The sequence below is a fragment of the Mesorhizobium sp. YIM 152430 genome (assembly GCF_029210365.1).
Classification (GTDB): domain Bacteria; phylum Pseudomonadota; class Alphaproteobacteria; order Rhizobiales; family Rhizobiaceae; genus Aliihoeflea.
Map to the genome: position 1 here is coordinate 108,880 of NZ_JARGES010000015.1, position 22,564 is coordinate 131,443.

Annotated in this window: 25 protein-coding genes; 5 read left to right on the forward strand and 20 right to left on the reverse strand. The window is 64.9% G+C overall.

Annotated features, from left to right (window positions below; translation table 11 throughout):
- Positions 1-70 precede the first annotated feature (70 nt).
- A complete protein-coding gene (locus PZ895_RS01295) occupies positions 71-490 on the forward strand; it encodes a PaaI family thioesterase (RefSeq protein WP_275837218.1) in 420 nt (139 codons plus the stop codon).
- On the opposite strand, the gene PZ895_RS01300 is transcribed toward PZ895_RS01295, so the two are convergent.
- From PZ895_RS01300 to paaI, 7 genes are all read right to left on the reverse strand, one after another.
- Positions 475-1,662, reverse strand: a complete 1,188-nt coding sequence (locus PZ895_RS01300) for a PqqD family peptide modification chaperone (RefSeq protein WP_275837219.1) — start codon at positions 1,660-1,662, stop codon at positions 475-477. The two genes, PZ895_RS01295 and PZ895_RS01300, sit on opposite strands and share 16 nt — an antisense overlap.
- Before the next feature lie 46 nt (positions 1,663-1,708).
- Positions 1,709-1,921 (reverse strand): hypothetical protein, encoded by a 213-nt coding sequence (locus tag PZ895_RS01305; protein WP_275837220.1) that lies wholly within the window; start codon positions 1,919-1,921, stop codon positions 1,709-1,711.
- 86 nt (positions 1,922-2,007) lie between these two features.
- On the reverse strand, positions 2,008-3,279 hold the full coding sequence (locus tag PZ895_RS01310; protein WP_275837221.1) for a S8 family serine peptidase: 1,272 nt from the start codon (positions 3,277-3,279) through the stop codon (positions 2,008-2,010).
- A gap of 58 nt (positions 3,280-3,337) precedes the next feature.
- Positions 3,338-4,240: a PaaX family transcriptional regulator C-terminal domain-containing protein gene (locus tag PZ895_RS01315; protein WP_275837222.1), complete on the reverse strand. Its 903-nt coding sequence runs from the start codon at positions 4,238-4,240 to the stop codon at positions 3,338-3,340.
- Positions 4,241-4,280: 40 nt separating this feature from the next.
- A complete protein-coding gene (locus tag PZ895_RS01320; protein WP_275837223.1) occupies positions 4,281-4,874 on the reverse strand; it encodes a TetR/AcrR family transcriptional regulator in 594 nt (197 codons plus the stop codon).
- The gene (gene paaK / locus PZ895_RS01325; protein ID WP_275837224.1) at positions 4,874-6,184 is read right to left on the reverse strand and encodes a phenylacetate--CoA ligase PaaK; all 1,311 of its coding nucleotides are present in this window, start codon (positions 6,182-6,184) and stop codon (positions 4,874-4,876) included. The genes PZ895_RS01320 and paaK overlap by 1 nt, the downstream gene beginning before the upstream one ends.
- Complete coding sequence (gene paaI / locus PZ895_RS01330) at positions 6,181-6,621, reverse strand: hydroxyphenylacetyl-CoA thioesterase PaaI (protein WP_275837225.1); 441 nt, start codon at positions 6,619-6,621, stop codon at positions 6,181-6,183. The genes paaK and paaI overlap by 4 nt, the downstream gene beginning before the upstream one ends.
- A 97-nt stretch (positions 6,622-6,718) precedes the next feature.
- Between paaI and PZ895_RS01335 the strand changes: the two genes are divergently transcribed.
- Together PZ895_RS01335 and paaZ are read left to right on the forward strand one after the other, a co-directional pair.
- On the forward strand, positions 6,719-7,963 hold the full coding sequence (locus tag PZ895_RS01335) for a cytochrome P450 (RefSeq protein WP_275837226.1): 1,245 nt from the start codon (positions 6,719-6,721) through the stop codon (positions 7,961-7,963).
- Positions 7,964-7,974: 11 nt separating this feature from the next.
- The gene (gene paaZ / locus PZ895_RS01340) at positions 7,975-10,002 is read left to right on the forward strand and encodes a phenylacetic acid degradation bifunctional protein PaaZ (protein ID WP_275837227.1); all 2,028 of its coding nucleotides are present in this window, start codon (positions 7,975-7,977) and stop codon (positions 10,000-10,002) included.
- Positions 10,003-10,005: 3 nt separating this feature from the next.
- Here the strand turns inward: paaZ and PZ895_RS01345 are convergent, their stop codons facing one another.
- From PZ895_RS01345 to pobA, 7 genes are read right to left on the reverse strand one after another with little or no spacing between them, the layout of a single operon-like run.
- On the reverse strand, positions 10,006-11,067 hold the full coding sequence (locus tag PZ895_RS01345; RefSeq protein ID WP_275837228.1) for a 3-carboxy-cis,cis-muconate cycloisomerase: 1,062 nt from the start codon (positions 11,065-11,067) through the stop codon (positions 10,006-10,008).
- Between the two features lie 8 nt (positions 11,068-11,075).
- Positions 11,076-11,690, reverse strand: coding sequence for a protocatechuate 3,4-dioxygenase subunit alpha (gene pcaG, locus PZ895_RS01350; RefSeq protein ID WP_275837229.1), 615 nt, complete (start codon positions 11,688-11,690; stop codon positions 11,076-11,078).
- Positions 11,691-11,700: 10 nt separating this feature from the next.
- Positions 11,701-11,973 carry a type II toxin-antitoxin system RelE/ParE family toxin gene (locus PZ895_RS01355; RefSeq protein WP_275837230.1) on the reverse strand — a complete coding sequence of 91 codons (273 nt, stop codon included), beginning with the start codon at positions 11,971-11,973 and terminating at the stop codon, positions 11,701-11,703.
- A complete protein-coding gene (locus tag PZ895_RS01360; protein ID WP_275837231.1) occupies positions 11,951-12,178 on the reverse strand; it encodes a ribbon-helix-helix protein, CopG family in 228 nt (75 codons plus the stop codon). The genes PZ895_RS01355 and PZ895_RS01360 overlap by 23 nt, the downstream gene beginning before the upstream one ends.
- Positions 12,179-12,237: 59 nt before the next feature.
- On the reverse strand, positions 12,238-12,993 hold the full coding sequence (pcaH, locus tag PZ895_RS01365) for a protocatechuate 3,4-dioxygenase subunit beta (RefSeq protein WP_275837232.1): 756 nt from the start codon (positions 12,991-12,993) through the stop codon (positions 12,238-12,240).
- Positions 12,990-13,385 (reverse strand): 4-carboxymuconolactone decarboxylase, encoded by a 396-nt coding sequence (pcaC, locus tag PZ895_RS01370; RefSeq protein WP_275837233.1) that lies wholly within the window; start codon positions 13,383-13,385, stop codon positions 12,990-12,992. Before pcaC ends, pcaH begins: the two co-directional genes overlap by 4 nt.
- A 9-nt stretch (positions 13,386-13,394) precedes the next feature.
- Entirely contained in the window at positions 13,395-14,564 is a 1,170-nt protein-coding gene (gene pobA / locus PZ895_RS01375; RefSeq protein WP_275837234.1) for a 4-hydroxybenzoate 3-monooxygenase, read from the reverse strand.
- A gap of 92 nt (positions 14,565-14,656) precedes the next feature.
- On the opposite strand from pobA, the gene PZ895_RS01380 reads away from it, so the two are divergent.
- Positions 14,657-15,544, forward strand: a complete 888-nt coding sequence (locus tag PZ895_RS01380; RefSeq protein WP_275837235.1) for a helix-turn-helix domain-containing protein — start codon at positions 14,657-14,659, stop codon at positions 15,542-15,544.
- 52 nt (positions 15,545-15,596) lie between these two features.
- Here PZ895_RS01380 and PZ895_RS01385 read toward each other — a convergent pair whose 3' ends face one another.
- The 4 genes from PZ895_RS01385 to PZ895_RS01400 form a co-directional block, all read right to left on the reverse strand.
- Positions 15,597-16,592: an ABC transporter substrate-binding protein gene (locus tag PZ895_RS01385; RefSeq protein ID WP_275837236.1), complete on the reverse strand. Its 996-nt coding sequence runs from the start codon at positions 16,590-16,592 to the stop codon at positions 15,597-15,599.
- Positions 16,593-16,615: 23 nt separating this feature from the next.
- Positions 16,616-17,482, reverse strand: a complete 867-nt coding sequence (locus PZ895_RS01390) for an ABC transporter permease (RefSeq protein ID WP_275837237.1) — start codon at positions 17,480-17,482, stop codon at positions 16,616-16,618.
- The gene (locus PZ895_RS01395; RefSeq protein WP_275837449.1) at positions 17,479-18,348 is read right to left on the reverse strand and encodes an ABC transporter permease; all 870 of its coding nucleotides are present in this window, start codon (positions 18,346-18,348) and stop codon (positions 17,479-17,481) included. The genes PZ895_RS01390 and PZ895_RS01395 overlap by 4 nt, the downstream gene beginning before the upstream one ends.
- Before the next feature lie 66 nt (positions 18,349-18,414).
- Positions 18,415-19,209 (reverse strand): ABC transporter ATP-binding protein, encoded by a 795-nt coding sequence (locus PZ895_RS01400; RefSeq protein WP_275837238.1) that lies wholly within the window; start codon positions 19,207-19,209, stop codon positions 18,415-18,417.
- Positions 19,210-19,321: 112 nt separating this feature from the next.
- On the opposite strand from PZ895_RS01400, the gene PZ895_RS01405 reads away from it, so the two are divergent.
- On the forward strand, positions 19,322-19,732 hold the full coding sequence (locus PZ895_RS01405) for a cupin domain-containing protein (protein ID WP_275837239.1): 411 nt from the start codon (positions 19,322-19,324) through the stop codon (positions 19,730-19,732).
- 54 nt (positions 19,733-19,786) lie between these two features.
- Here the strand turns inward: PZ895_RS01405 and hydA are convergent, their stop codons facing one another.
- Both hydA and PZ895_RS01415 read right to left on the reverse strand, forming a co-directional pair.
- Positions 19,787-21,238, reverse strand: coding sequence for a dihydropyrimidinase (gene hydA, locus PZ895_RS01410; protein ID WP_275837240.1), 1,452 nt, complete (start codon positions 21,236-21,238; stop codon positions 19,787-19,789).
- Positions 21,239-21,308: 70 nt separating this feature from the next.
- A complete protein-coding gene (locus PZ895_RS01415; protein ID WP_275837241.1) occupies positions 21,309-22,559 on the reverse strand; it encodes a Zn-dependent hydrolase in 1,251 nt (416 codons plus the stop codon).
- Positions 22,560-22,564: the final 5 nt, after the last annotated feature.

A 22,564-nucleotide genomic window follows, 5' to 3' on the forward strand; every position in this document is an offset into this window, starting at 1 on the left:
CCGATTTCCAATATGTAACAAAAAATCGGCATGACGGCAAGTTTTCGTAACATATTTTCCAGGAGGGGTAATGACGGCTTTTGGCATCGAGGACGCGGAGCATCTGATGCGCACGATGTTCGCGCCGTGGGTCGGCGAATTGAACCTGAAGGCGATCGCCTTCGACGCGGCCGGCGGCGACTTTATGATGCCCGCAAACCCGCGACTCGTCCATGGCGGCGGCGTCGTCTGCGGTCAGGCTACGGCGTCAGCCGCCGATACGGTGGCCGTCATGACGCTGTCCGCGCTGAATGGCAGGTTCCGTCTCTGCACGACGGTCGATCTGACGACGCACTTCATCCGGCCGCTCAAGCCCGGCAACGTCGACATCCGCGTCGACGTGCTCTCGAACGGAAAACGCATGGCCTATGTTCGCATCGAGATGCGCGCCAGCGGCGACGCGCGCATCGCCGTCAGCGCCACCGGAGCCTTCGCCTACATGGCGGATTGATCGTCGCGCTGGATGAAGCCCGCCGCATCGAGTTCCGCGAATAGCGCGCGCGTGTCGCGCGAGATTCGCGCGGCCGGCTCGTCCGGAAACGCCTCGCACAAGATCGCCTCAGCCTCGCGCGCGGAAATCGGATCTGCAAGCAGGTTCCAGATGCCGGTGCCGATCGCATTGAGATGGTAGATTCCCGCGCCATCCGCATCGGCAAGGAAAAGATCGCCCTCGACCTGACGCAGTTCGATGCCGTCGGCCTGCCGGAACGGGCGATCGGCGCTGAAGCCGTCTGCGGCGTCGCCCGCCACGGCCTCCGTCGCCGCGCTCCGGTAAACGCTGAGATCGTCGGTCGCGATCGGCCATCGCCGGAAGCGGCTTTCCAGAAGCGACACCCCATCTTCCAGATCGCTGTAGGTGAGCTTGAGGCAGGGCAGCCCGGCGACGAGCAAGTGCAGCCGGTCGAGTTGCCGCGCAGCCTGGTCGTCGCCGGTGAAATTCTGGCGGATCAGCGTCTGCAAGGTCTCGCTGTCGGTGGCCCGCGAAAAGCGCGCTTGTATTTCATCCTGTCGATCGAGAAGCACGACTGCGCCGATTTCGCGTGATGTGCCACGCGGTGCGAGTGCGCCGCAATCGGCATCAAGATAGAGATAGCGGCCGTCCGATGCGGCCGTATTGTCGGCCACGAACCGGCCGAAGGAGGCGCTGGCCCCCACCGGCAGCGGCAGGCGCAGGCGCGGCGCGATGCCAAGCGCGATTCCCTGCCGGTCGTCGTCGCTCAGGGGCAGGATGTCGTCTCCAAGAACGGTATGGCCTGCGCTCGCGAGCCGGGCCGTCAGCGTGCTCTTTCCGGCATGGGAATGGCTGGGAAAAATCACCAGCCGCCCGCCGAACTCCACCGCTGCGCAATGCAGCCAGAGCCGGTTCGGTGCCTCCGCGATGGCCGCGTCCGCGACGTCGACGATCAGGCCGCAGACCGCCTCGACGGCACTTGCCGCGACCGGCTCGCGGCCTGGCGATTCCAGCAGATACCGGCCACCAGCCGGCACGACGCGGCTGACCGGCTCGCCGGACGCCACCTCCGTCACCGACCAGTCGAAGGCCGCGGCCCGCAACGCCTGTTGAAACTCGACAGCGGCGGGGATATCGACGACGATTTCGGTCTCTTCGAAACGAACGAGCATCACATCCTCGATAGACGGGCCGGCAGGGCGCCGGCCCGCCTATCCGTTATCGGCTGAAGGAGCGGCGTGAGAAGCTGCGCCGCGAAAAGCTGCGGCGGTCACCACGGATCGGACGGCGCGGACGGCCGCGACCGCTGAAGCTCGACGCCTTGGCCTCGCCGATTTGCAGCAGGACCGGCGCTGCGTAGATTGCGCCTGCGGCAAGCCCGAGTTTCGCCAGCATGGCGCGGCGGGAAAGCTTTGCGTCGGATCGGTCCATGGTCGTTCTCCTTTTCGTTCCATCCCTTCGATACATGGGCAGAACGACCCTGATGCCATTTTATTCCATGACGATTTCGTCAGAAACTAACCGCCGGCCGGAATGACCGGCGCAGCGCCGGCGGCATTGCAGATGTCGGGCGCCTGCACGAGACCCCAGCCGAAGGTCGCGTCGCGCCCCGGATCGCCCAGATCGACCACGCCTTGCGCAAGCGCATCGATGAGGTCCTTGGAATTCGCGTCCGGCGTCGAAGCACGCGCCGCCGCCAACGCCGCCGAGACGAAGGGCGCGGCATAGGATGTGCCTGAGCGATAGCGCCCGCCGCTGACCGAGGCGGCGGTCCACAGCTGGACGCCGGGTGCTGCGAAATCGACGTGATCGCCGGCATTGGCGCGGCGATAGACCCGGCTCCGGCTGTCGACGGCCGTCACCGCGACCACGCCCTCATAGGCGGCGGGGAAGAGCGGATCGGCGTTCGGCCCGGCATTGCCGGCCGCCGCGACGAGGATCATGTCCTTGGCGAGCGCCGCATCGACGATGGTCTTCAGCACCGCATTGTCCGGCCCGGTGAAGCTCAGATTGACGACGCCAATGTCGCGCGTGACCATCTCGTCCAGCGCACGCACGACGTCGAACGTGTCGGCCGCGTCGTTGCCGCTCGCATCCTTGTGGAATGCCTCGGCGGCGACGATCCGCGCGCCCGAAAGCAGCCCCGGCGTGCGCGTATCCGCCCGGCCAGCCATCAGGATGGCGACCGCGGTGCCGTGAACCGCGCCGCCCGGCTGGCGCCCGTCGGCGATGACCGGAAACGTCTCGATCGGCACGTCGGCCAGCGCGGCGTGGTCGCGATTGACGCCGGTGTCGACCATGCCGATCACCGTGTCGGCTGGGCAGCCATGGGCGGCGCTTTTCCATCCGATCAGGTCGAAGGCGGCGCAGCTCTCTTCCCCGCACGGCATTTCCTCGGGCCGGTAGATCGCATTGACGTCGAAGATCGCCGCCGGCACCAGCCCGGCGATCTGCTGGCGCGCCTGTTCGATGGTGAGGTTCGCAGGCACCACGAAGCGCGCGAGTTCGGATGCCGTCGCGGCGATGCTCGCCTGCGAGAGAAGGTCGTAACCTTCAGCCGAGATGGCGGCGATGGCTGCGGCATCGGGCGCGCTGACGACGATTTCAGGGCGGGGCGGCGGCGGGGCGGCGCGCCGTGCCGGTCGCGCACGGCGAACCGGTGCGCTGAACGACACGGACGATGCGTGCGCCCGTCCCAGCGACATCAGGACCGGCGTCGAATAGACGGCCCCGGCCGCAAGGCCCAGGCGCATCAGCGTCCGCCGGCGGCTCGGGTCGAATTCGGTCATGGCTGTGCTCCCAGGGTTCACGGCCCGCAAACGGATATAGCGCAGCTTTATTCCCGCGTCAGGACACGAGGTCTTGAGGGGCCGGCAGGGACGCGCCGCCCGCAAAGCGCTGCGGCCCTTGCGGCGACGGCAGCCCGGCATCGTCGAGCCAGTCTTCGCTTGGCGCGTAGAGCGCGCCGTAGATTTGCCGGACTCCTCCCCGTGCCTCCTCGCCGGGCCAGTCGGCCGGCAGGAGATCGATCGGCAGGCCGGGGTCGCGCAGGACGATGCGCCGCCAGTTGTGGATGACGAGGATGCGCGCCGCCATCGCGTCGACGCCCGAAAGCCGCGCCCCTCCGTCAAGCGCGGCTTGCAGCGGCATCAGTGTCGCTATCAGCGTGCGATACGCCTCGGCGATCTCGCGCGAGGGCCAGAGTTCATGAAACGCTTCGGGGTGCTCGGCGCTTTCGCCATGCACGATCAGCGCGCCGGCAAGCGCATCGTCGAGCCCGATCGCGCCTTCGGTTTCAGGCCGCAGATAGACGCCGCCATTGATCCGCACGAAACCGAGCCCCGTCGCATCGGCCAGAACATCCGTCTCGCCATTGGGCGGCGCGATCGCCACCGTCCAGGCGCCGTTCCAGGCCGGCGGTCCCCTGGAATAGATGCGCCTTGTCGCCAGATCGAAGGCGTGCCGGCCTTCCTCGGCAAGCCGGTAGTGCGAGTTGCGCCCTTCCCGCTCGCGGATGACCCAGTGGTCGGAGGCAAGGCGCGACATCGCGGTGCGCAACGCTCCGGGCTCGATGCGCAACCGGCCCATCACGTTCTGGAGCACGCCGAGCGGCACCTGTCCGCCGCGCGGAACCACCGCGTCGCCGAACATGGTGATGACGAGCGACCAGACCCGCAGCCGGCCCCTGGCATGGAGCCGGTCGATCAGGCTTTCGAGCGCCTTTTGCGCCGGATTGTGATGTACGCCCATCTTTTCGCATTCGCACGGCGCAACGCCGCCTGCAAGGATGTCAGAGCGATTTGACGCCGCCGACGAGAATTCGCGTGGCAAGCCTTGCATAGTCGGCGCGGCTGACCGGCCCGCCCTCGCGGAACCACATATAGAACCAGTTGAGCATCCCGAAGAGACTCATCGTCACCGGCTTGATCAGCGGCCGACCATCGAAAAGCGCAGGGTGAAGCGTGCGGATCGCTTCGGCGAAGATCGCGACGAGTTCGCGTTCGAGCGCTTTCAGCCTCTCCTGGTCCTCGGCGGGCAGGAGCCGCAGCCCGGTTATCTGAACCTTGTGCTCGGCATCGGCATCCCGATAGGCTTCGAGAAGCGCCGAAACCAGGGCTTCGAGACGCCGCTCGGGATCGAGTTGCGGTTCGTCCGCCTCGCTGACGGCCGTGACGAGATCCTGCAAATGGCTCTCGATGATGTCGAAGAGCAGCGCCTCTTTTGACGCATAATAGTGGTAGAGCAGCGCCTTGGAGACCCCGCATTCGGTGGCAAGCTGCGCCATCGAGGCGCGGTCGTAGCCGTCGCGCGCAAAGACGATCGCCGCATGGTGCAGCATCGCCTGGCGCTTGTCGTCATAGTCCTTGGCGCGGGTGCGGGCCATCAGTTCTTCGGCCGGTTGTCGACGATGCGCTGCGCCTTGCCCTGGCTGCGCGCGATCGTCTCCGGCGCGCCGACATCGACGCGAACGGTCACGCCGACGATGTCCTTGATGAGGTCGCGCAGGCTCGCGGCATTCGCCTTGCGCGCGTCGTCAGAAGCTGCTCCCGCCGTCGCCTCCACATGGACGACCATCTCGTCCATCCGCCCCTCGCGCACCAGCTCGACCTGGAAATGCGGGCTGAGGCCCGGCACTTTCAAGATCTGCTCCTCGATCTGCGTCGGAAACACGTTGACACCGCGCAGGATCATCATGTCGTCGGAGCGGCCGGTGATCTTTTCCATGCGCCGCATCGAGCGCGCCGTGCCGGGCAAAAGCCGCGTCAGGTCGCGTGTGCGGTAGCGGATGATCGGGAAGGCTTCCTTGGTCAGCGAGGTGAAGGCGAGCTCGCCCTTCTCGCCATCGGCGACCGGCTGGCCGGTCTGCGGATCGATGATCTCGGGATAGAAATGATCCTCCCAGATGTGCAGCCCGTCCTTGCTCTCGACGCATTCGTTGGCGACGCCCGGACCCATCACTTCCGACAGCCCGTAAATGTCGACCGCGTGCATGTCGAACGCTTCCTCGATCTCCGAGCGCATGGCGTTCGTCCAGGGCTCCGCACCGAAGATGCCGACCTGCAACGGGCTCTTCCGGGGGTCCAACCCCTGCGCGCGGTATTCATCGAGGATCGACAGCATGTAGGAGGGCGTGACCATGATGGTCGAGGCCCTGAAATCCTCGATCAGCGTCACCTGCCGTGCCGTCATGCCGCCCGAGACCGGCACCACCGTGCAGCCGAGCCGTTCGGCGCCGTAATGCGCGCCGAGCCCGCCGGTGAAGAGCCCGTAGCCATAGGCGATGTGGACGATGTCGCCCGGTCGCGTGCCCGACGCGCGCATCGACCGTGCGACGCATTCCGCCCAGATTTCGATGTCGTTCTTCGTATAGCCGACGACAGTCGGCTTGCCGGTCGTGCCCGACGAAGCATGGATGCGTGCCACCTTCTCGCGCGGGACGGCGAACATGCCGAACGGATAATTGTCGCGTAGATCCGACTTCACCGTGAAAGGAAAACGGGCGAGGTCGGCAAGGTCGTTCAAATCATACGGATGGACGCCCGCCGCATCGAAGCTCGTCCTGTAGAACGGCACGTTGTCATAGGCGTGCTTCAGCGACCATTTCAGACGGGTGAGTTGAAGCGCCGCAATCTCGTCGCGCGAGGCGATCTCGATCGGGTCGAGGTCCTCGCGGCGTGGCGTCAGATCCTTCATTGTCCATCCTCCCCGAAATGCCTGCCCTCGATGGCGCGCGAGGCGCCGCGGAACTCGGCGATCACCTTGCCGGTATCGTCGGTGACGCGAACGTCGTAGAGCCCGCTGCGCCCCGACCGCGTCACCTCATGCGCCTTCGCCGTCAGCCGCGCGCCGAGCCGGCCCGGCCGCAGGAAGCTGATCGTATTGTGCTGCGCGACGACGAGTTGATTGTAGGAATTGCAGGCGAAGGCGAAGGCGCTGTCGGCCAGCGTGAAGATGTAGCCGCCATGGCAGATGTCGTGGCCATTGGTGTGATGCCGCTCGACCGTGAAGGAGGTCGTCGCCGTCCCCGGACCCACAGCGTCGAGGCTCATGCCGAGCCATTTGGAGGCGTCATCGCGCGCCCACATCGCCTCCGCGCTCTTGCGCGCGATCTCTTCAGGGCTCAGCGTCATCGTTCCTCCCCGCCTCTCCTAGAGGAAAGCTTGCATAAACCGGCCGGACGGTCAATAATACATCCGTCGATGCAGGAGGCGTCGCGAGGAGGATCGATTGGCGGACCAACATTCGCAGACGCAGGCGCACGACGGCGATCAAGCACTCGCGCGCGATTTCGATATCGGCGCAGTGACGAGAGCCTTTGCCGACGACCCCTTCCCCACCTATCGCGCGCTTCTCGAGCACGCGCCCGTCAAGCGCTTTGCGGACGGATCTGTGATGCTGTCGCGCTATGCCGATCTCGATCGCGTCTACCGCGACACCAGGGCGTTCTCGTCCGACAAAAAGGTCGAGTTCAAGCCCAAGTTCGGCGACACCCCGCTTTACGAGCATCACACGACGAGCCTCGTCTTCAACGATCCGCCGCTTCATACGCGCGTGCGCAAGATCATGATGGGCGCGCTGACGCCGCGCGCCATTGCCGCGATGGAACCCGGCCTTATCGCGCTCGTCGACGGCCTGCTCGATCGGATGGCGGAGAAGGGAAAGGTCGACCTGATCGAGGATTTCGCCTCGGCGATTCCGGTCGAGGTGATCGGCAATCTCTTCGTCATGCCGCACGAGGAACGCGGGCCGCTGCGCGAATGGTCGCTGGCGATCCTCGGCGCGCTGGAGCCGACGCTGACGGCTGAGCAGCGGGATTGGGGCAACCGCTCCGTCACCGAATTCAAGGCTTATCTTGCAGACCTCGCCGCACGCCGCCGCGCCAATCCCGGCGATCCCGCGACCGACGTGCTCACCCGCCTCATCAACGGCAATGAAGGCGAGCAGTTGTCCCACACCGAACTGCTGCAAAACTGCATCTTCATTTTGAATGCCGGCCACGAGACGACGACGAATCTGATTGGCAACGCGCTCTACGAACTCCTTGAATGGCCTGAAGAAAAAGCGCGGCTAGAAGCCGATCCGTCGATGATCGACACCGCCATCGACGAGTTCCTGCGCTTCCAGTCGCCCAACCAGCTCGGCAACCGGCTGGCGGTCGAGGACGTCGTGTTCGACGGCGAAGCGATTTCCGCCGGAACCCGCATCCATTTGTGCATCGGCGCCGCCAACCGCGACCCGCGCCAATACGACCGCCCCGACACGCTCGACCTCTCCCGCAAACCCAACCGTCACCTCGCTTTTGCCCAGGGCCCGCATCTGTGCGCCGGCTTCTCGCTCGCCCGCATGGAAGGCCGCATCGCGATTGCGCGGTTCCTGAAGCGTTTTCCGGATTATCGGCTGGGTGGTGAGGCGCGGCGGACAGGGCGCGTAAGGTTTCGCGGGTTTGCGACGCTGCCGGCGAAAGTGAACTGAAAGGATCAAACATGACCCTCTCCCTCCAATCCTTCGCCGCCGGCAAATGGATCGCCCCCTCCGGCAGGATCGCGCAACTGAAGAGCGCCGTCACCGGAGACATCATCGCCGAACTCGGCTCCGGCGATCTCGACTTCGCCGCCATGGCCGATCACGCCCGCACCATTGGCGGGCCGGCGCTGCGCGCGCTTACCTTCCACCAGCGCGCCCATCTCCTGAAGGCGGTCGCGCAACATCTCAACGAGCGCCGCGACGCGCTCTACGAACTCTCCTTCGACACCGGCGCAACCAAACCCGATTCGATGATCGACATCGACGGCGGCATCGCCACGATGTTCGTCTATTCCTCGAAGGGCCGGCGCGAACTGCCTGACGACACGATCTATATCGACGGCGGCCTCGAACAACTTTCGCGCGGCGGAAACTTCGTCGGCCAGCACGTCGCCACCTCGCTTCAGGGCGTCGCCCTCCACATCAACGCGTTCAACTTCCCCGTCTGGGGGATGCTGGAGAAACTGGCCCCCACGCTGCTCGCCGGCGTGCCGGCCATCGTCAAGCCAGCCTCCTCCACCGCCTGGCTTGCCGAAGCCGCCTTCCGCATGATCGTCGAGTCCGGCATTCTGCCGGACGGCGCGGTGCAGTTCATCGCCGGCTCGACCGGAGACCTGATCGATCGGCTGACCTGCCAGGACGTCGTTTCCTTCACCGGGTCGGCCGCGACCGCCTCGATGCTGCGCGCCAATCCGCACCTGATGAAGAACTCCGTCCGCTTCGTCGCCGAGCAGGATTCGCTCAACGCCTCCATCCTCGGCCCCGACGCCGAGCCCGGCACCCCCGAATTCGACGCCTTCATCAAGGAAGTTCATCGCGAGATGACGGCCAAGGCGGGCCAGAAATGCACCGCCATCCGCCGCATCATCGTGCCCGGCGCGCACCGCCCGGCGGTCATCGAGGCGCTGTCCGACCGCCTCGCCAAGACGACCATCGGCAACCCGCGCGACGAGGCGACCCGCATGGGCGCGCTCGCAAGCCTCGCCCAGCGCGACGACGTGCGCGAGAAGGCCGGGCAACTGGCGCGTGACGCGCAACTCGTCTTCGGCGCGCTCGACCATGTCGAGGTCGCCAATGCCGACGCGAAGGCCGGGGCGTTTCTTTCGCCACTGCTCTTCGATTGTGCCGATCCCGATCGCGCCACGACCGTCCACGAGGTCGAGGCTTTCGGCCCCGTATCCACCGTGATGGGCTATCGCGATCTCGGCCATGCGCTCGCCATCGCCAATCGTGGCGCCGGCTCGCTCGTCGCGTCGGTCTTCACCCATGACGGCGCCATCGCGCGCAAGGTCGTCGAAACGGCTGGCGCGTTCCACGGCCGGCTCTATTTCGCCAACCGCGACACCGGCAAGGAGGCCACCGGTCACGGCTCGCCGCTCCCCCACATGGTCCATGGCGGGCCGGGCCGCGCCGGCGGCGGCGAGGAAATGGGCGGCATCCGCGGCGTCATGCACTACATGCAGCGTACCGCGATCCAGGCGAACCCGGACCTGATGACCGCGATCACCAGGAACTGGACGGCCGGATCGAAGACCGTCGAAAAGGACACGCACCCCTTCCGCATGAGTTTCGGCGATCTCGACATCGGCCACACGATCTGGACCGAACCGCGCATCGTTTCGCTCGAAGACATCGAGCATTTCGCGGACTTCACCGGCGACACTTTCTACGCCCACATGGACGAGGAAGCGGCGAAGGCGAACCCGTTCTTCCCCGGCCGCGTCGCGCACGGCTACCTGATCCTCAGCTTCGCCGCCGGCCTCTTCGTCGAGCCCGCGCCGGGGCCGGTGCTGGCCAATTACGGCCTCGATAATCTGCGCTTCATGAAGCCGGTCTCCCCCGGCGACAGCCTGAAGGTGCGACTGACGGCGAAGCAGAAGGCCCGCCGCAACGACGAGTATGGCGAAGTGCGCTGGGATGTCGGCGTCTACAATCAGGACGGCGACCAGGTGGCGGCTTATGAACTTCTGACGATGAACGCGATGTAGCGATCAGTCGAGCGGCCGAAACTCCAGCCCATCCAGCAGCGCACCCGTATTACGCAGCGCCACGCCGGTCGCCACCGCCATCTGCGGCAACAGCATCCATTCGAGCGTCCAGGCAGCGCCCGAGCGCTCGTTCTCGTGGACGAGCGACTGGTGCATTCCCGCAAGCAAGGTCGCGTTGAACCGCGCGAGCGTGACCAGCACCTCCGCGCCGACCGGGTTCTGCTTGTGCGGCATGGCGGACGACCCGCCGCCGCTGGCAAGCTTGACCGCGCCGACCTCATTTTGCGCCATCAGCGCGATGTCCTGCCCCATCTTGCCAAGGCTGCCCGTCACCAGCGACAGCCAGTTGGCGAGCGCCGCCTGCCCGTCGCGCTCCGAATGGTGCGGATGCTCGACGTCACGAAGGCCGAGCACGGCAGCCATCCGCGCACGGACCGCCGGCCCCTTGTCGCCGAGCTTTTCCAGTGTTCCGGCAGCCCCGCCGAATGTCAGGACAAGCACGTCGCGGCGCACCGTTTCAAGCCGGTCGAGATGCCGTTCAAGGGGTAGCCTCCAACTTGCAATCTTACGCGCGGCTGTGACAGGGATCGCCGCCTGCATCCGCGTATGCGCCATCACCTCCACGCCGCCCTGCGCGGCTTCGAGGCTTTGCAGCATGGCGACGACGCCGCGCAGCCGCTCTTCCAAAATCCCCAGCACATCGCCCAGCCGCAGCGCTAAGCTCGTGTCGATCGCATCCTGACTGGTCGCGCCGAAATGCACCTTCTCGCCGTGCGGATTGCCAACGGCCTGTCGCATCGCCTCGACCAGCGCCGGTATCACCACGCCGTCCTGCGCCACGCCGTCACGCAAGGCAGCGAAATCAGGCTTGAAATCGGCGAGCCCCCGCTCAATGGCATCGGCTGCATCCGCACCGATCACACCTGCGTCCGCCTCCCCCCGCGCCAAGGTGATCTCGAACCGCACCATCGCCGCGATATCGGCCTTTGCGCTGAACTGTGCGGAAATTTCCGCATCGCCCAGGAGACCGGAAAGAAACGGATGATCGAACGGCAATGCGGTCACGTGGAGCCTCAGATGTCGAAAAAGATCGTTTCCTTCTCCCCCTGGAGATGGATGTCGAAGCTGTAGGTCGAACCCTCGCGCGGCGCAATCAAGGTCGCGACGCGCACGCGATGCTCGACGCGCGCCAGCACCGGATCTTCGCCGTTCGCCTTCTCCTCGTCGCCGAAATACATCCGCGTGTGGAGGCCGATATTGATGCCTCGCGCCACCACCCAAAACGTGATGTGCGGCGCTTGGCTGCGTCCGTCCTTGAAAGGCACGCGGCCGGGCTTGATCGTCTCGAAGCGGAACTCGCCCGTGTCCATGTCGGTCGGGCAGCGGCCCCAGCCGGTGAAATTGGCGTCCGCCGAGCCGCGCATCTCCGACGGCGAATTGTAGAGCCCGTCCGCATCGGCCTGCCAGACCTCGACCAGCGCATCCCGAAGCGGCGTGCCCGTGCCGTCAAGCACGCGGCCGACAATGGTGATTCGCTCGCCCTTGGTCTTGTCGTTGACCATCGACGTGCCGAGGTCTTGCGAATAGACGCCGCCGATTTCGGCGAAGTTCGGCGTCAGGCCGATATGCACGTAAGGCCCCGCCGTCTGCGACGCGCTTTCCTTGAGCTGGTTCAATGGCTGGACCATGATGTTCCTCCTAGCGGTAAACTTTCGAGCGGCGCTCGACATCGATGACGACGACGACCACCCGATGATCGTGTATCTCGCAGATCACGCGATAGTCGCCGACCCTGTAGCTCCAGTACTCGTCCATATTTCCCTGGAGCGGTTTTCCGATCGCGCGTGGATCGGCGGCACCCGCGATCCGCTCGAGCAGGAAACGGGTGACGCGCTTCGCAACGCTTCGATGGAGCTTTGAAAGCTGCCGCTCGGCAGCGACGGAGACTTCAATCGTCCAGGCCGAGTTCACGCATCACCTGCTCCAGGGGCTTCGTTGTCTCTTCTCCACGCCGGATACGCTCCGAAACTTCCTCAGCACGGTAATACGCTTCAAGGTCGTCGAGACCTTCTTCGATGAGGTGCCTTAGATAATATGCCTTCGTGCGTCCGGTCTTTTGAGCAAGCGCGTCGAGGCGGGCTTCAGTCTCCGGCTCCAGTCTGATCGATGTGGGCATATCAGCCTCCATAGTGAATACATGTATTCAATGTATTCACTATCCGTGATCTACGCAAATCAATTCCCGTCCATGCGGTTCTCGAACAGCGTCGAGCGTCTCCCGCGCAGCACCATGTCGAACTTGTACGCCCGCGAATCCATCGGGATCGTCGCGTTCATGTCGAGCGCGGCCGTCAGCCCCTCGATCGCCGCGCGGTCGTTGATCGTCTTCACGATCGGGCATTTCCAGATTAGTGGATCGCCCTCGAAATACATCTGCGTGATGAGGCGCTGCGCGAAGCCGTGGCCGAAGAGCGAGAAATGGATATGCGCGGGGCGCCAGTCATTGACGCCGTTCGGCCAGGGATAGGGCCCCGGCTGAATGGTGCGGAAGGAATAATTGCCGTCCTCGTCCGTGATGGTGCGCCCGCAGCCGCCGAAATTCGGGTCGAGCGGCGCGACATACCCTTCCTTGCGGTGGCGATAGCGCCCGCCGGCATTGGCCTGCCAGAATTCGAGCAGCGCGCCCGGCACGCCCTTGCCGCGCTCGTCGAGCACGCGGCCATAGACGATGATGCGCGGGCCGATCGCCATCTCGCCCGGCTTGGCGAAATTGGTGATGAGGTCGTTGTCGCGTTCACCGAGAATGTTGTGCCCGAAGACCGGTCCGGTGATCTCCGACAGCGTGTTGTCGAGCGAAAGCAGTGCCTTTTGCGGCGAGCGCAGGACGGATGTCTTGTACCAGGGCGTATAGGCCAAAGGATGCCATTCGCGGTCGCGCTGGAAGAACGCGCCCGTTTCCGGCTTGCGGTTGGAAATGTGGCTGTCGCTCACGGGTTCTGCCCTCCGTCCATCTCGTCGAGAACCTGTTTGACGATCTTGATCGCGTGGTTGGCGCGCGGCACGCCGGCATAGATGGCGACATGCAGCATCGCCTCCATGATGTCGTCGCGCGACGCGCCGGTATTGGCGGTGGCTCGCGTGTGCAGCGCCAGTTCCTCGAAATTGCCGAGCCCGGCGAGCAGCGCCAGGGTCATCATCGAGCGCTCGCGCTTGGTGATCGTGTCACGCGACCAGACATGGCCCCACGCGGCTTCCGTGATCAGCGTCTGGAACGGCTCGTCATAAGTGCTCGATTTTTTGGTGGCGGCGTCGACATAGGATGCGCCGAGCACGGAGCGGCGCGTCGCCAGGCCCTGATGATAGCGTTCTGATTTTTCGGTCATCTCATCTCCTCAATAGGGAAGACCCACATAATTCTCGGCGAGCGACGACGAGGCCGCGCGAGAGCCGGCAAGATAGTCGAGTTCGGCTTCCTGGATACGCTGGCCGAACGGACCGGTATCGGGAAAGCGATGCAGGGTCGAGGTCATCCAGGCCGAAAACCGCTCCGCCTTCCAAACCCGCGCCAACGCCTTTTGCGAATAGGCGTCGATGCCCGCATCCGACTTCTCGGCGTAATGCTCGCGAAGCCCGTCGAAGAGGTAGCGCACGTCGCTCGCTGCAAGGTTGAGCCCCTTCGCCCCGGTCGGCGGCACGATATGCGCGGCGTCGCCGACGAGGAAGAGCCGCCCGAACCGCATCGGCTCGGCGACGAAGGAGCGCAGCGGAGCAATCGATTTCTCGATCGACGGACCGGTCGTCATCTTTTCGGCGGTCTCCGGCGGCAGCCGCCGGCGCAATTCGTCCCAGAAGCGCTCGTCCGACCAGTCCTCGACCTTGTCGTCGAGCGTACACTGGACATAGTAGCGGCTGCGCGTGTGCGAGCGCATAGAGCAGAGCGCGAAGCCGCGCGGATGGTTGGCGTAGATCAGTTCGTGATGGACCGGCGGCACCTCGGCGACGATGCCCAGCCAGCCGAACGGGTAGACCCGCTCGAAAGTCTCCAGCCCCTTGCCCTCGACCGCCTTGCGCGAGGCGCCGTGAAACCCGTCGCAGCCGGCAATGAAATCGCAGTCGATCCGATGCCTTGCGCCGTCCTTCTCGTAAGTGACGTAAGGGCTGCCGCCATCGAAATCGTGTGGCTCGACGCCGTCCGCCTCGTAGATGGTGACGCCGCCGGTCGCAAGCCTCTTGTCCATCAGGTCGCGCGTAACCTCGGTTTGCCCGTAGACCATGACGCGCTTGCCGGTCAGTTCGTGCAGGTGGATGTTGTGCTGGCGTCCGTTGAATGTCAGGTCGAAGCCGTCATGCGGCAGGCCCTGCGCGTGCATCCGTTCGCCCGCGCCGGCTTCGTCCAGCATGTGCGTGGTGCCCTCTTCGAGCACGCCGGCACGGATGCGCCCCAGCACATAGTCGCGCGTCTGTCGCTCGAGGATGACGTTGTCGATGCCGGCATTCGTCAAAAGCTGGCCGAGCAGCAATCCCGACGGGCCAGAGCCGATGATGGCGACCTGCGTGCGCAAACGAAATCCTCCCTGTTCCTCACGACGAGCAATGCCGTATCGCGACTTGCCGCTCAATGGACATTCGCCGCATCGGATTGCACAATCCGAACATGACGACGATCCGATCCAAGATTCCTTCCTACCGCCTGTTCGGCGAACATCAGGACGATCCGGCCGATTTCTGGCTCCATTGCGAACCGATTCCCGAACGCACGCACCTGCACAATTGGGAGATTGCACTGCACCGCCACGAGCAGTTCTTCCAGCTCTTCCTGCTGCCGCAGGGCTCGGGCGAGATCGTCTCGCAGACGGGCATCCTGCCGTTCACGGCCCCCGTCATCCTGTTCATCCCGCCCGATGCCGGCCACGGCTTCCGCTTCACCCGCGACATCGACGGGCTGGTCGTGACGGCGCTGGCCGACCGGTTGCGAAGCCTGGCGGCGGCCGACCGCGAGATCGCGCGTTTCGCCGAAAAGCTGCGCATCGTGACATTGACAGGCAAGGACGGCGGCCGCGCTGCCGAGGCGATCGAGCGTATCGATGCCGAACTTTCGGGACGGGCGATCGGCCGGACCCTGCTTCTGGAACCCCTGATGACGCAGGCTCTCGTCGCTCTGACGCGGGCCTCACGTCCCGGCGACCGCCAGCAGGAACAGAGCCGGGACCTCGCGCGCATCGAGGAACTGCTGACGATCGTCGACACGCATTTCCGCCGACGTCTTCCCATCACCTTCTATTCAGAGAGGCTCGGCGTCTCAGCCGCGCATCTGAACCGCATCACCCGCAGCGCGACGGGCCTCTCGATCCAGAACCTGATCGACCGGCGAACCCTCGAAGCCGCACGGCGCGACCTGATCTTCACACCGACGCCGATCAGCAAGATCGCCTATTCGCTCGGCTTTGCCGATCCCGCCTATTTCAACCGTTTTTTCCGCAAGCAGACCGGCCTCACCCCCGGCGCCTTCCGCGACCGCGAGCGCCGGCGACTGGCGGATTGAACGAAAAAGGGGCGGTCGCCCGCCCCTTCCGAACTGTCGATGCGGCCGGGCCTTACTGAAGCTGGTCAGTGACCACTGTCGAGAACGCGCCTTCCGGCTCCGTGGTGATCGCCGGATTGTCGGGCGAGACGGCGGAGAGCAGCGTCTGCACCGTCTGCTCGTAGGCGGCCGGATCGAGCGCCGCGCTGTCGCCGACGAGGCCGGCGGCGACTTCCACCTGCCAGAGCTGGCTTTCCTCGGTCAGCGCACCGGAGAGATCGTTTTCGAGCACGATCCCGGCGGCCTCTTCGATGTTTTCTCCGGCATATTCCCAGCCGCGCATCGAGGCGCGCACGAAGCGAACCATCTGGTCGACGAACTCCGGATCGTCGAGACGATCTTCCATCACGTAGAGGCCGTCTTCGAGCATACCGACGCCTTCGTCGGCATAGTTGAAGACCTTGAGGCTGTCTTCCGGCACGCCCGCGTCAAGCAACTGCTTGAACTCGTTGTATTGCATGGTTGAGATGCAGTCGGCTTGGTTCTGTAGGAGCGGGTCGACATTGAAGGCCTGGCGAAGCACTTCGACGCCCTCTTCGCCGCCTTCGGTCGGCAGGTCGAGCTTGGCCATCCAGGCGTAGAACGGATATTCGTTGCCGAAGAACCAGACGCCGAGCTTCTTGCCCTTGAAATCGTCGGTCGATTCCACGCCGCTTTCTTCCGAGCAGACGAGTTGCAAAGCCTGATTGGCGAAGGGCTGGGCGATGTTGACCAGCGGCACGCCGCGTTCGCGTGCGGCCAGACCTGCCGCCATCCAGGTCGTGATGACGTCGGCGCCGCCACCGGCGATCACCTGCTCGGGCGCGATGTCCGGCCCGCCCGGATTGATCGTGACGTCGAGCCCCTCTTCCTCGTAGAAGCCCTTGTCCTTGGCAACGAGATAGCCGGCGAACTGGCCCTGATTGACCCATTTCAACTGGAAGGTGATCGGATCGAGATCCTGCGCCATGGCCGGCAGAGCGGCCGTGGCGACGGTGGAGGCGAGAACCCCCGCAATAAGCTTCATCATGTCATTCCCCTTTTTTCTTATGTTCACGTCTTTCCACCACGGATCGACGGATGCCAGAAGGTCACGCCGCGCTCGATGAGCGCGATGAGACCGTAGAAGACCGAGCCGGCAAGAGCGGCCACCGCGATTTCAGCCCAGACCATGTCGACGTTCAAGCGCCCGATTGCGGACGAGATGCGGAATCCCATCCCCACGACCGGCGTGCCGAAGAATTCGGCAACGATCGCGCCGATCAGCGCCAGCGTCGAATTGATCTTGAGCGCGTTGAAGATGAAGGGCCACGCCGCCGGCAGCCGCAGCCGGAACAATGTCTGCCAGTGGCTCGCCGCATAGGTGCGCATCAAATCGCGCTCCATCTGGTTCGACGCGTTGAGGCCGGCGACGGCGTTCACCAGCATGGGGAAGAATGTCATCACGACCACGACCGCCGCCTTCGACTGCCAGTCGAAGCCGAACCACATGACCATGATCGGCGCGATGCCGACGAGCGGCAGGGCGGACACGAAATTGCCCACCGGCAGCAGTCCGCGTTTCAGGAATGGCGATCGGTCGATGAGGATGGCGACGAGAAGCCCGGCAAGGCAGCCGATCGCATAGCCGGGCAGAACCGAGCGGATGAAGGTCTGGTGGAAGTCGGCCCAGAGCGTCGGCACGGACGAGGTGATCCGCGCCCAGATCGCGCTCGGCGGCGGCAGGAGCACCGGCGGCACATTGAAGCCCCGCACCAGCCCCTCCCACAGCACCATTAGCGCCGCGCCGAAAAGCAGCGGCACGATGAAGTTGATCGCGCGCGCGGCCGATCCCTTTGCGCGCAGGCGCACCAGCCACTCGTTGATCGCCCAGGCGACGAGCCAGAAGGCGACAGCTCCGAAGACGAGCGATCCGTTCATGGTCGTGCTCCGGTGCGTGCGAGGACGATGCGCTGGACGACGCCGATGGCAAGGATGAGCATGGCCGACAGCGCCGCCGCCATCAGGAGCGCAGACCAGATCTGCACCGTCTGCCCGTAATAGGAGCCGGCCAACAGTCGCGAGCCGAGACCGCCGGCAGCCCCTGTCGGCAGTTCGCCGACGATGGCGCCGACGAGACTTGCCGCGACGCCCACCTTCATCGAGGTGAACAGATAGGGCAAGGCGGACGGAAAGCGCAGCTTCCAGAAGGTCTGGCTCTGGCTCGCATGATAGGTGCGCATCAGATCGAGTTGGATCGTGTCGGGACTGCGGAAGCCCTTCACCATGCCGACGACGACGGGAAAGAACGACAGATAGGTCGAGATCAGCGCCTTGGGCACCAGCCCGGTCATGCCGATCGACGCGAGAACCACAACTACCATCGGCGCGATGGCGAGGATCGGGATCGTCTGGGAGGCGATGATCCACGGCATCAGCGAGCGGTCCATCGCGCGGTTGTGGACGATCAGCACGGCAAGCAGGATGCCAAGCACCGTGCCCATGACGAAGCCGAGCAGCGTCGCCGACAGCGTGATCCAGGCATGGTAGACGAGGCTGCGCCGCGAGGTGACATGCTGGCCGATGACGGTGTTCCACAGTTCCACCGCGATCTGATGCGGCGCGGGCAGAAGCGGCCGGTCCTGGCTCATCGTGCCGGCGAGGAAGTCGACCCAGGTCCAGTCGCCCTCGCCGCGCGCGAAGATCTGCAACTGCCACGCCGAGTTGAGCCAGACGGCGGCGAGATACCAGACTGCGAGGATCGCCATGACGACGATCAGCACCGGGACCGCGGTGCCCTGGCTCATGCGGGTCCAGATGCCGGAGCGGCCGATCGCCCCGCCGGGAACGGCAATCGCACTCATGCGCCGTCCTCACTCATAGCTGTGCCCCGCCCGCAACCCCTCGCGCACCCTCGCCGCAATCGCCAGGAACTCCGGCGTCTCGCGAATGTCGAGCGGACGCTCTTTAGGCAGCGTGCTTTCGATCACGTCGGTCACACGGCCGGGCCGCGGCGACATCACCACGATCTTGGTGGACAGATAGACGGCTTCGGGAATGGAGTGGGTGACGAAGCAGATCGTCTTGCTCGTCCGCGCCCAAAGTTGCAGCAACTGCTCGTTCAGATGATCGCGCACGATCTCGTCGAGCGCGCCGAACGGCTCGTCCATCAGCAGAAGGTCGGCATCGAAGGCGAGCGCGCGGGCGATCGAGGCGCGCTGCTGCATCCCGCCCGACAATTGCCACGGATATTTCTTCTCGAATCCCGTGAGGTTGACGAGGTCGAGCGTGCGCGCGACGCGCGCCTGTCGCTCTGCGCGCGAATGGCCCATGATTTCGAGCGGCAGCGCGACATTGCGCTCGATGGTGCGCCAGGGATAAAGCGCCGCGGCCTGAAAGACATAGCCATAGGCCCGGCTGCGCCGCGCCTCCTCCGGCGTCATGCCGTTGACCGAGATCGTGCCGGATGTCGGCTGTTCGAGATCCGCGATGACCCGCAGGAACGTCGTCTTGCCGCAGCCCGACGGCCCGATGAACGACACGAACTCGCCCTTGGCGATGTCGAGGTCGACATCGGACAGCGCGTGTACCGGTCCGTCATTGGTCTCGAAGGTCAGCCCGAGCCGGCTGGCGGAAATGACGGTATCGGAAATGGGTTTTATGAGCATGGATGACCGCTCTGGCGCGCGTCCGCCGGCCATTGACGGCGCGCGTTCTGGAAGGAATTGATGTGACGTTCGCATAGGCCATGCGCCGTGCCAAGAACAGCGAGGAGGAAGGATGTCCCCATCATCTGCCAGGGCCTGCCGGCTCGTGCGCGCGACGGCGAGTTTCGACGGGCGTCAGGGGCTGACCTATGCCGGGGGCATCACGGCCCAGAGCGTCGGCGCGACGGGCCTGTCGATGCACCTCGTCACCATCCCGCCCGGCGCGCGCGCCAAGGCGCATCTGCACGAAAGCCACGAGACGGCCATATTCGTGACGGCCGGCACGGCGCGCACCTGGTATGGCGAGCGGCTGGAGCACCATGTCGATATGGGTGCCGGCGACATGCTCTACATTCCGGCCGGTCTGCCGCATCTGCCGATCAATATCGGTAGTGAGCCCTGCACGGCCGTGATCGCGCGCACCGACGCCAACGAGCAGGAAGCCGTCAGGCTCCTGCCGGAACTTGACGCACTGGTGCCCTGAAACCCGATGCCGGAAGCGCCCGGCACCGAAGATGGTCCGAGCCGATCCCATGGATCAAACCCCGCTGGCCGGAATGCCCGAGCGCTCGATCTTGCGCGGCGCGACGACTTCCTTCCAGGTCGACAGCGCCTGGCTGACGGAGGTCTTCGCCTCGCGCGCCACGAACTTGCCGTGGCCGGGCTTCGCCTTCACCTCGCCATCCTCGATCGCAACCACGCCGCGCGTGAAGACCGTGCGCGGCAGGCCCTTCACCTCGATGCCCTCGAACACGTTGTAGTCGATCACCGATTGCTGGCTCGAAGCCGAGATCGTCTTTGTCTTCTCCGGGTCCCAGATGACGATGTCGGCATCCGCGCCTTCGACGATCGCGCCCTTCTTCGGATACATGCCGAATATTTTGGCGGTATTGGTCGAGGTCGCAGCGACGAATTCGTTCATCGTCAGCCGGCCGGTATTGACGCCGAAGGTCCACAGAACCGGCATCCGGTCTTCGAGGCCGCCTGTCCCGTTCGGGATCTTGGTGAAATCGCCGATACCGGTCCGCTTCTGCTCGGTCGTGAAGGCGCAATGGTCGGTCGCGACCACCTGAAGCGAGCCGGCCGAAAGCCCCGCCCACAGCGAATCCTGATGCTGTTTCGAACGGAAGGGCGGGCTCATCACGCGGCGCGCGGCATGGTCCCAGTCTTTGTCGAAATATTCGGTCTCGTCGAGCACCAGATGCTGCACCAGCGGCTCGCCATAGACGCGCATCCCTTTCTGGCGCGCACGGCGGATCGCCTCGTGGCTCTGCTCGCACGACACATGGACGACATAGAGCGGCACGCCTGCCATGTCGGCGATCATGATCGCGCGGTTGGTCGCCTCGCCTTCCACTTCCGGCGGACGCGAATAGCCATGCGCCTCGGGGCCGTTATTGCCGGCGGCGAGCAGCTTTTGCTGCAACTGCGCGACCACGTCGCCGTTTTCGGCATGGACCATCGGCAGCGCGCCAAGCTCGGCGCAGCGCTGGAACGACGAATACATCTCGTCATCGTCCACCATCAGCGCGCCCTTGTAGGCCATGAAGTGCTTGAACGAGGTGATGCCCTTCTCGACCACCGCGGGCATCTCATCGAACACCTTCTCCCCCCACCAGGTGATCGCCATGTGGAAGGAGTAGTCGCACGCCGCCTTGGTCGACTTGTTGTCCCACATTTGCAGCGCTTCAATCAGCGACTGCTCCGGCGACGGCAGGCAGAAATCGATCACCATCGTCGTGCCGCCGGCCAGCGCCGCGCGGGTGCCGCTCTCGAAATCGTCGGCCGAATAGGTGCCCATGAAGGGCATTTCCAGATGCGTGTGCGGATCGATGCCACCCGGCATGACATAGCAGCCGGTCGCATCGAAGGTCTCGTCGCCGGACAGGTTCTGGCCGATCGCGGCGATCGTCTCGCCATCGATCAGGATGTCGGCCTTCCAGGTACGGTCGGCCGTGACAATGGTGCCGTTCTTGATGACTTTCGTCATTCTCGTTCCCCTTTTTGATGAGCCGCTTCTTTGGCGAGCGGCTTCAAGGATTTCGTTCAGGCGATTGCGATTACTCCACGATCTCCGCGGTCTCGACGACGGCGTGGAAGAGAACGTCGGCACCCGCGCGCGCCCAGTCCTTGGTGATCTCCTCCGCTTCATTGTGCGAAAGACCGTCGACACAGGGGCACATCACCATCGCGGTCGGCGCGACGCGGTTGATCCAGCAGGCGTCGTGGCCCGCACCCGAGACGATGTTCCGGTGCGAATAGCCCAGACGTTCTGCGGCATCGCGCACCGCCTTCACGCAGCTCTCGTCGAAGGTGACGGGATCGAAATGCCCCACCGCCTCGACGTCGCAGGCGATGTCGAGCGCCTCGCAGATCGTCGCGGCACCGTCCTCGATCCGCTCGCGCATCTGCGTCAGCGTGTCGAGATCAGGCGAGCGGATATCGACCGTGAAGACGACCTTGCCCGGAATGACGTTGCGCGAGTTCGGATAGACCTCGACATGGCCGATGGCGCCGACCGCGTCGGGCTGGAAATCCATCGCCACTTCATGGACGAGTTCGGTGATCCGCGCCATGCCGAGGCCGGCATTGCGGCGCTTCGGCATCGGCGTTGAGCCGGTGTGCGAATCCTTGCCGGTCAGCGTGAATTGAAGCCACCAGAGCCCCTGCCCGTGCGTGACGACGCCGATGTCGATCCCTTCGTCTTCGAGGATCGGCCCCTGTTCGATGTGAAGCTCGAAAAACGCCTTCATCTTACGTTGGCCGACTTCCTCGTCGCCCTTCCAGCCGATGCGCTCCAGCTCGTCGCCGAAGCGCTTGCCCTTGGCGTCCATGCGGTCATAGGCCCAGTCGAGGTCGATTTCGCCGGCAAAGACGCCCGATGCGATCATGGCCGGCGCAAAGCGCGTCCCCTCCTCGTTCGTCCAGTTGGTCACGACGATCGGATGCCTGGTCTTGATGCCGAGATCGTTCAGCGTGCGAATGACCTCAAGCCCGCCCAGAACGCCGAGAACGCCGTCGAACTTGCCGCCCGTCGGCTGCGTGTCGAGATGCGAGCCGACATAGACCGGCAGTGCGTCGGGGTCGGTGCCCTCGCGCCGCGCGAACATCGTGCCCATCTGGTCGACGGCGACGGACATGCCCGCATCCTCGCACCAGCGCTTGAACAGATGACGCCCCTCGCCGTCTTCGTCGGTCAGCGTCTGGCGGTTGTTGCCGCCGGCAACGCCCGGCCCGATCTTCGCCATTTCCATCAGCGAATCCCACAAACGGTCTGGATTGATTCGCAGATTTTCGCCCGGCGCCGCCATGTCTC